This window comes from Pseudomonas sp. SST3, assembly GCF_003325755.1.
Map to the genome: position 1 here is coordinate 1 of NZ_QORI02000088.1, position 5,036 is coordinate 5,036.

At 57.6% G+C, this 5,036-nt stretch carries 7 protein-coding genes and 1 pseudogene; 2 read left to right on the plus strand and 6 right to left on the minus strand.

Going from position 1 to position 5,036, the window contains the following annotated elements; translation table 11 throughout:
• Nucleotides 1-89: 89 nt before the first annotated feature.
• Nucleotides 90-1,067, minus strand: coding sequence for a dipeptidase (locus DQ405_RS23960; protein WP_032879065.1), 978 nt, complete (start codon nt 1,065-1,067; stop codon nt 90-92).
• A gap of 218 nt (nt 1,068-1,285) precedes the next feature.
• Between DQ405_RS23960 and DQ405_RS23965 the strand changes: the two genes are divergently transcribed.
• The gene (locus DQ405_RS23965) at nt 1,286-1,687 is read left to right on the plus strand and encodes a lysozyme inhibitor LprI family protein (RefSeq protein WP_014720247.1); all 402 of its coding nucleotides are present in this window, start codon (nt 1,286-1,288) and stop codon (nt 1,685-1,687) included.
• Between the two features lie 43 nt (nt 1,688-1,730).
• On the opposite strand, the gene DQ405_RS27730 is transcribed toward DQ405_RS23965, so the two are convergent.
• The 3 genes from DQ405_RS27730 to DQ405_RS27740 are packed head-to-tail and all read right to left on the minus strand — an operon-like array spanning nt 1,731 to nt 2,696.
• Nucleotides 1,731-2,174, minus strand: a complete 444-nt coding sequence (locus DQ405_RS27730; protein ID WP_342030453.1) for a tyrosinase family protein — start codon at nt 2,172-2,174, stop codon at nt 1,731-1,733.
• On the minus strand, nt 2,171-2,479 hold the full coding sequence (locus DQ405_RS27735; protein WP_241730170.1) for a tyrosinase family protein: 309 nt from the start codon (nt 2,477-2,479) through the stop codon (nt 2,171-2,173). The genes DQ405_RS27730 and DQ405_RS27735 overlap by 4 nt, the downstream gene beginning before the upstream one ends.
• Before the next feature lies 1 nt (nt 2,480).
• Nucleotides 2,481-2,696 (minus strand): hypothetical protein, encoded by a 216-nt coding sequence (locus DQ405_RS27740; RefSeq protein ID WP_241730171.1) that lies wholly within the window; start codon nt 2,694-2,696, stop codon nt 2,481-2,483.
• A gap of 198 nt (nt 2,697-2,894) precedes the next feature.
• On the opposite strand from DQ405_RS27740, the gene DQ405_RS23975 reads away from it, so the two are divergent.
• Nucleotides 2,895-3,305: a DUF3010 family protein gene (locus DQ405_RS23975; protein ID WP_168426335.1), complete on the plus strand. Its 411-nt coding sequence runs from the start codon at nt 2,895-2,897 to the stop codon at nt 3,303-3,305.
• A 31-nt stretch (nt 3,306-3,336) separates the two neighbouring features.
• On the opposite strand, the pseudogene DQ405_RS23980 reads toward DQ405_RS23975, so the two are convergent.
• Nucleotides 3,337-4,519: pseudogene (locus tag DQ405_RS23980) on the minus strand (AAA family ATPase).
• 71 nt (nt 4,520-4,590) lie between these two features.
• The coding region (locus tag DQ405_RS23985; protein ID WP_168426334.1) for a helix-turn-helix domain-containing protein at nt 4,591-5,036 on the minus strand (446 nt) is incomplete at its 5' end.

The following is a 5,036-nucleotide window of genomic DNA, read 5'->3' on the forward strand; positions in this document are numbered from 1 at the left end:
ATCTTGGCCATGGAAACTTAACTCCAGAAAATTCGTTTTGATGCCCGCCACGCGGATGGCGGCGGGTGAAGGATTAAGCGAGCAGTGGCTTATTCGCCCCAGACGTCCTTGAGCACGTTGACCCAGTTCTCGCCCATGATCTTGCGCACCACGCGCTCGCTGTGGCCGCGCTTGAGCAGGGTCTCGGTGAGGTTGGGGAACTCACCCACGGTGCGGATGCCAAGCGGGTTGATGATCTTGCCGAAGCTGGTCAGGCGGCGGGCGTAACCCTTGTCATGGGTGAGCATTTCGAAGAAATCCTGGCCATGGCCCTGGGTGAAGTCGGTGCCGATGCCGATCGCGTCTTCGCCGACGATGTTCATGGTGTATTCGATGGCTTCGGCGTAGTCGTCGATGGTCGAGTCGATGCCCTTGGCCAGGAACGGCGCGAACATGGTCACGCCGACAAAACCGCCATGGTCGGCGATGAACTTCAGCTCTTCATCGGACTTGTTGCGCGGGTGTTCTTTAAGCCCGGACGGTAGGCAGTGGGAGTAGCACACCGGCTTTTTCGATTCGAGGATGACCTCTTCGCTGGTCTTGGAGCCCACGTGTGACAGGTCGCACATGATGCCGACGCGGTTCATCTCGGCGACAATCTCACGACCGAAACCCGACAGGCCGCCATCGCGCTCATAGCAACCGGTGCCCACCAGATTCTGGGTGTTGTAGCACATCTGCACCACGCCAACGCCGAGCTGCTTGAAGATCTCGACATAGCCGAGCTGGTCCTCAAAGGCATGGGCATTCTGGAAACCGAAGATGATGCCAGTCTTGCCCTGCTCCTTGGCGCGGCGGATGTCAGCGGTGGTTTTCACCGGGATCACCAGATCGCTGTTCTCACGGATCAGGGTCTGGCTGGCAACGATGTTATTGATCGTGGCCTGGAAGCCTTCCCACACCGACACCGTGCAGTTGGCGGCGGTGAGGCCACCTTTGCGCATGTCTTCGAACAGGTCGCGGTTCCACTTGGCAATAATCAGACCGTCGATAACGATGCTGTCGGCGTGCAACTCGGCTGGGCTCATCAGGCGTCCCCTTATTGGCGATTCATGCGCCGAATCGTCTGCCGGCGCTTTGGGGCCAGCATATGCCCAGGCACCGACGGAGCCGGGTGCAAAAACGACAGGGGAATTGCCGAAAGCGTCAATCCACGACAAAGGCTATGCAGACATGCCTGACTGGCGGCTGTTCTTTGTCTGACGCTTGAGCCAGAATTGCGCATCACGTGATATGAGACGGCGCAATGAAATCGATTTTCCTGGCTTTGGCACTCATCGCAACCACCGCCCACGCGGCCGAAGACACCGACAGCACGCCGTGCGACGGCATCGAGAACGACCAGCAAACCCTGGAATGCGCCACCTATAACAAAACCACCGCCGAGCAATTGCTCAAGGATAACTATCAGGGGTTGCTGGAGCGCATGGGTTCGACCTACGGCAGCGACAAGACCAAACTGGCGGACATTACCGCCCGTCTGAAGGACGCGCAGCAGAAATGGGAAAAACTGCGTGACGCCGATTGTGCGGTGGACACCTTCCCGGCAGTGACCGGCACCAAGGCCTATGCGATTGCGCACAACGACTGCCTGGCGCGGATGAGTGATGAGCGGTCGGAGTTTTTGGAGTCGATTGGGCAGGAGTAAACACCCTTCACGCGACCAGGCCGTGCAAAGGGCTGCGCCACGCTCAAGCCATGAAAGGTGACTTGAACGGCCTTTTGGTCAAGGGTGAGGCTGGCTCGTAGGCATACCCCAGCGCGGTGATATCCATCACCTCACGGATACGACGAGTCCAGGGTTTGATCACATCATCGTAATTATGCCCGGTGGGGCCATCCTGCATCGGGCAGTAATGAGGCGCCAGTGCGGGCTTATCCAGCATCATTTGCGCCTGCCAGTCGGCCCAGATTTTGTCGATGAAACAATGATGCAGAAAAAATACTGGATCTTCGGGCGAGGTCATCGCCAGCATGTTGCCGCCAATCCATAAATGGACGCGGTTGTGCAATTTGAGAACCAGGGGTGGTGACTTGCGGGTCGCCCTTCTGAGTGATCCAGCCTTCGAGTCGGTTTCTAAAGCCTCTATTGAACGGACTCGACGTGTAGTTCGGCTCGTCATACAGCTCTTCATTCATTGCCATCTGCAAGTCCGCGGCCGTCGGCAGCGAGTTGACCAAAACGTGAGAACTGGCGCTTTAACCCCGCCCCCGGCAGCCCATCTTCCGGATAGGCAGGCACAGGCCAATTGCCGTATCGGTACGCGAAGGGTCCATCCTGCACCCTGAATTCATCGGCAGCGTCACCGTCCCCCCCCAGCAGGCTTTGCTCCCACACCGGCGAATTCGTCGGGTCTGCCGCGTCCAATGTCCAATCCCAGTAAGGCAGCGTGATACCGGGCGTGATGGCCTGAAGGTCGGCTTCCAACTGCAACAACATTTCACGATGCCAAGGGTAAAAAAGCCGGCCCCAAGTGGGCGCCATTACGATAGTCGGGATCTTGGGGTTCATCAGGGTGAACGGTAGGTACCATCACTGCGTGATGCCAATGCACATACTTGTCGTATCCGCCATTACCCTTAAGGGCCAACAGCGTATTGGTAAACGCTAGCCGTTCAGGCCCGCTCAGTTTTCGAATTTCCTTGCGAATATTCATTGCCCGCCCCCCTCGTCGCAAAAACATGGGACCGCGTACCGGCCCCTGCTGCGAATCTAGTTGGGGAACCCATCAAGATCTACTGTCAGATCTGACAGTATCAGCACTATCTCCGACGGATGGTCAGCTCCTCTCGAACGAACCGAGCCTGTTTACCATCCGTGCCCTCTTTTCCTGCTCAAGGCAACGCCATGATTTATTTGCGGCATCGAAATCAAAGGCAGCGAAGCCATCATCGCCCTCGCCGCCCTGGACAACCAGGCGCTGACCCACGTCGCCCTGGCGACCAAGAAAATCGCCCTCGACGATGACGATGAAGCGGCCAACGTCAAAGCCTTCGCCGCTCAGGTGAAAGCGTTTGTGCAGGACAACGCCATCACTCGCATCGCCATCAAGAAGCGCAGCAAAAAAGGTGAATTCGCCGGTGGCCCAACGACGTTCAAGATTGAAGGGGTGCTTCAACTGCTGGAGGGGGTGGAGGTGACGCTGTTGTCGCCGCAGACCATCAATGCGCAGAACAAAAAGCACACCTTTGATCTGCCCGCGACGCTTAACAAGTACCAGCATGAAGCCTACAAGGCGGCATGCTCGGCCCTGGTAAAGAAATAAACCACCTCCGCTCTCTTTAGAAGCCGGCCTTTTAGCGCGGTGTAAGGCTCTTGTGTTGCAGCCAGTCACCGAAGGTGTTGTCCTCCAGGGCATAGCCGCCTCGGCTCGACTTCCACACCAGTTCCTTGTCGCGCAGGGCATCGATGCAGGCCTGGATGGTCTGGGTACCCGGCACCACGTCGCTACCCATCTTTTCCAGCGCCTTGCTGACAGCCGTGAGGGTGCTATCGGTGAATGGCGCGAAGGGTTCGTTGTTTTGAGAACGCTCCACCATCACCTCCAGCACGGCGCGCTGCGGGATGGTCAGGGCGTTCCAGGCGCTTTCGAACTCGGTCCATACACCCGCGCGCAGCAGTTCTGCGCGACTGTGCAGCAGTTGGCCAAGATTGCTCGCCTCGCCCAACTCCAATGCGACTTCACCGATGATCGTGCGCAACATCTCGGGACGCCGACCTACCCGCTCAAACGCCTCATCAATATCAGCCGCGTTGAATTGGTTGTTCTGGGCTAGGTGCGCGTTGAGGTGCACGGTGTAGGCCTGGGTGAACGCTTTGCCCAGCAGCGGAAACGGCGTGATGCTGGAACCGAAGAATGGCTGGCTTTTACCCAATACCAAATGGGCGAGTTTGTCGCGATTGGATCCGGTAAACACCAGGCGCAAACCGCTGCCCTCCTCGTCACGGCCTTGGTTGAGCTGATCCCGGGCAGCCTTCAACGCGAACATCGCATTGATACCTGACTCGGTGGTTAATGCGTGCTGTGCTTCGTCAATCACCAGTACAACGGGTTTTTCTGCAGCCCTATGGTAGCAATTCCAACGCTTGGGTCAGCGTCGCACCGACAGGCAATTGTGGCTTGGTAAAGTCCCAGGAAAGCGTACGCAGAAAGCTTAGTTTCTCGATGCCAATGTTCTTTGCCAGTTTGCGAATGCCCTTTTCAAACGGCACCAACGCCCCCGCAATGGCACTCGCGATCAGCTCGGCGGGGTCTTTTTCCTTGTCGGCCCACAGGTCGACATACACCGCCAGCCAGCCCCGCAGCTGACATTCCGGAATCAGGTCTTCGCGCAGAAAAGTGCTTTTGCCCGTGCGTCGGGGCGCCGCGAGAAAACAGGCCGGAGGTGAAATCCTGAATACCGGCCCCCACCAGGCCATCGGCAATACTGCTTGCCAGGGTGGGGCGGCGAAAACACAAAAGCCGCTGTGCTTGGACATGGTTTTATACTCAAATTATGGAAAATGACTATAAAATTATAGCCGAGAGTATAATTGACTATAATTGTCCGTCAAACCACCTCCCGTCGCCGATCCTCCCGCGGGCATTTGGCAAACCTTGCGCGATAGCTCCTGGTGAAATACGACGGTGACTCAAACCCGCACGCAATACTCACTTCCAGCACGCTCATGTCGCTCTGGCGCAGCAGTTTTCGGGCTTTTTCCAGGCGCAGGCCCAGGTAGAAATTACTGGGGGTGTCATTCAGGTGCAGGCGAAACAGCCGCTCCAGTTGGCGTCGGGTGACCTTGATCGTTTCGGCCAGGGCCAAGGTGCTCAGGGGCGGTTCGGTGTGCTGTTCCATTTCGCCGATCACCTGCACCAGTTTCTTGTTATTGATGCCGTAGCGCGTGGCGATCTGCATGCGCTGGTGGTCCTTGCGAGGGCGGATGCGGCCAAGTACGAATTGCTCGGAAACCTGGATCGCCAGCTCCGGGCCATGGGCCTGGGCGATGAGAT

Excerpts from the sequence above, each read along its gene's own strand:
- DQ405_RS23960 (WP_032879065.1), bottom strand. The coding sequence starts at position 1,067 with ATGAGCCCAGCCGAGTTGCACGCCGACAGCATCGTTATCGACGGTCTG.
- DQ405_RS23965 (WP_014720247.1), top strand. The coding sequence starts at position 1,286 with ATGAAATCGATTTTCCTGGCTTTGGCACTCATCGCAACCACCGCCCAC.
- DQ405_RS27730 (WP_342030453.1), bottom strand. The coding sequence starts at position 2,174 with ATGAAGAGCTGTATGACGAGCCGAACTACACGTCGAGTCCGTTCAATA.
- DQ405_RS27735 (WP_241730170.1), bottom strand. The coding sequence starts at position 2,479 with ATGTTGTTGCAGTTGGAAGCCGACCTTCAGGCCATCACGCCCGGTATC.
- DQ405_RS27740 (WP_241730171.1), bottom strand. The coding sequence starts at position 2,696 with ATGAATATTCGCAAGGAAATTCGAAAACTGAGCGGGCCTGAACGGCTA.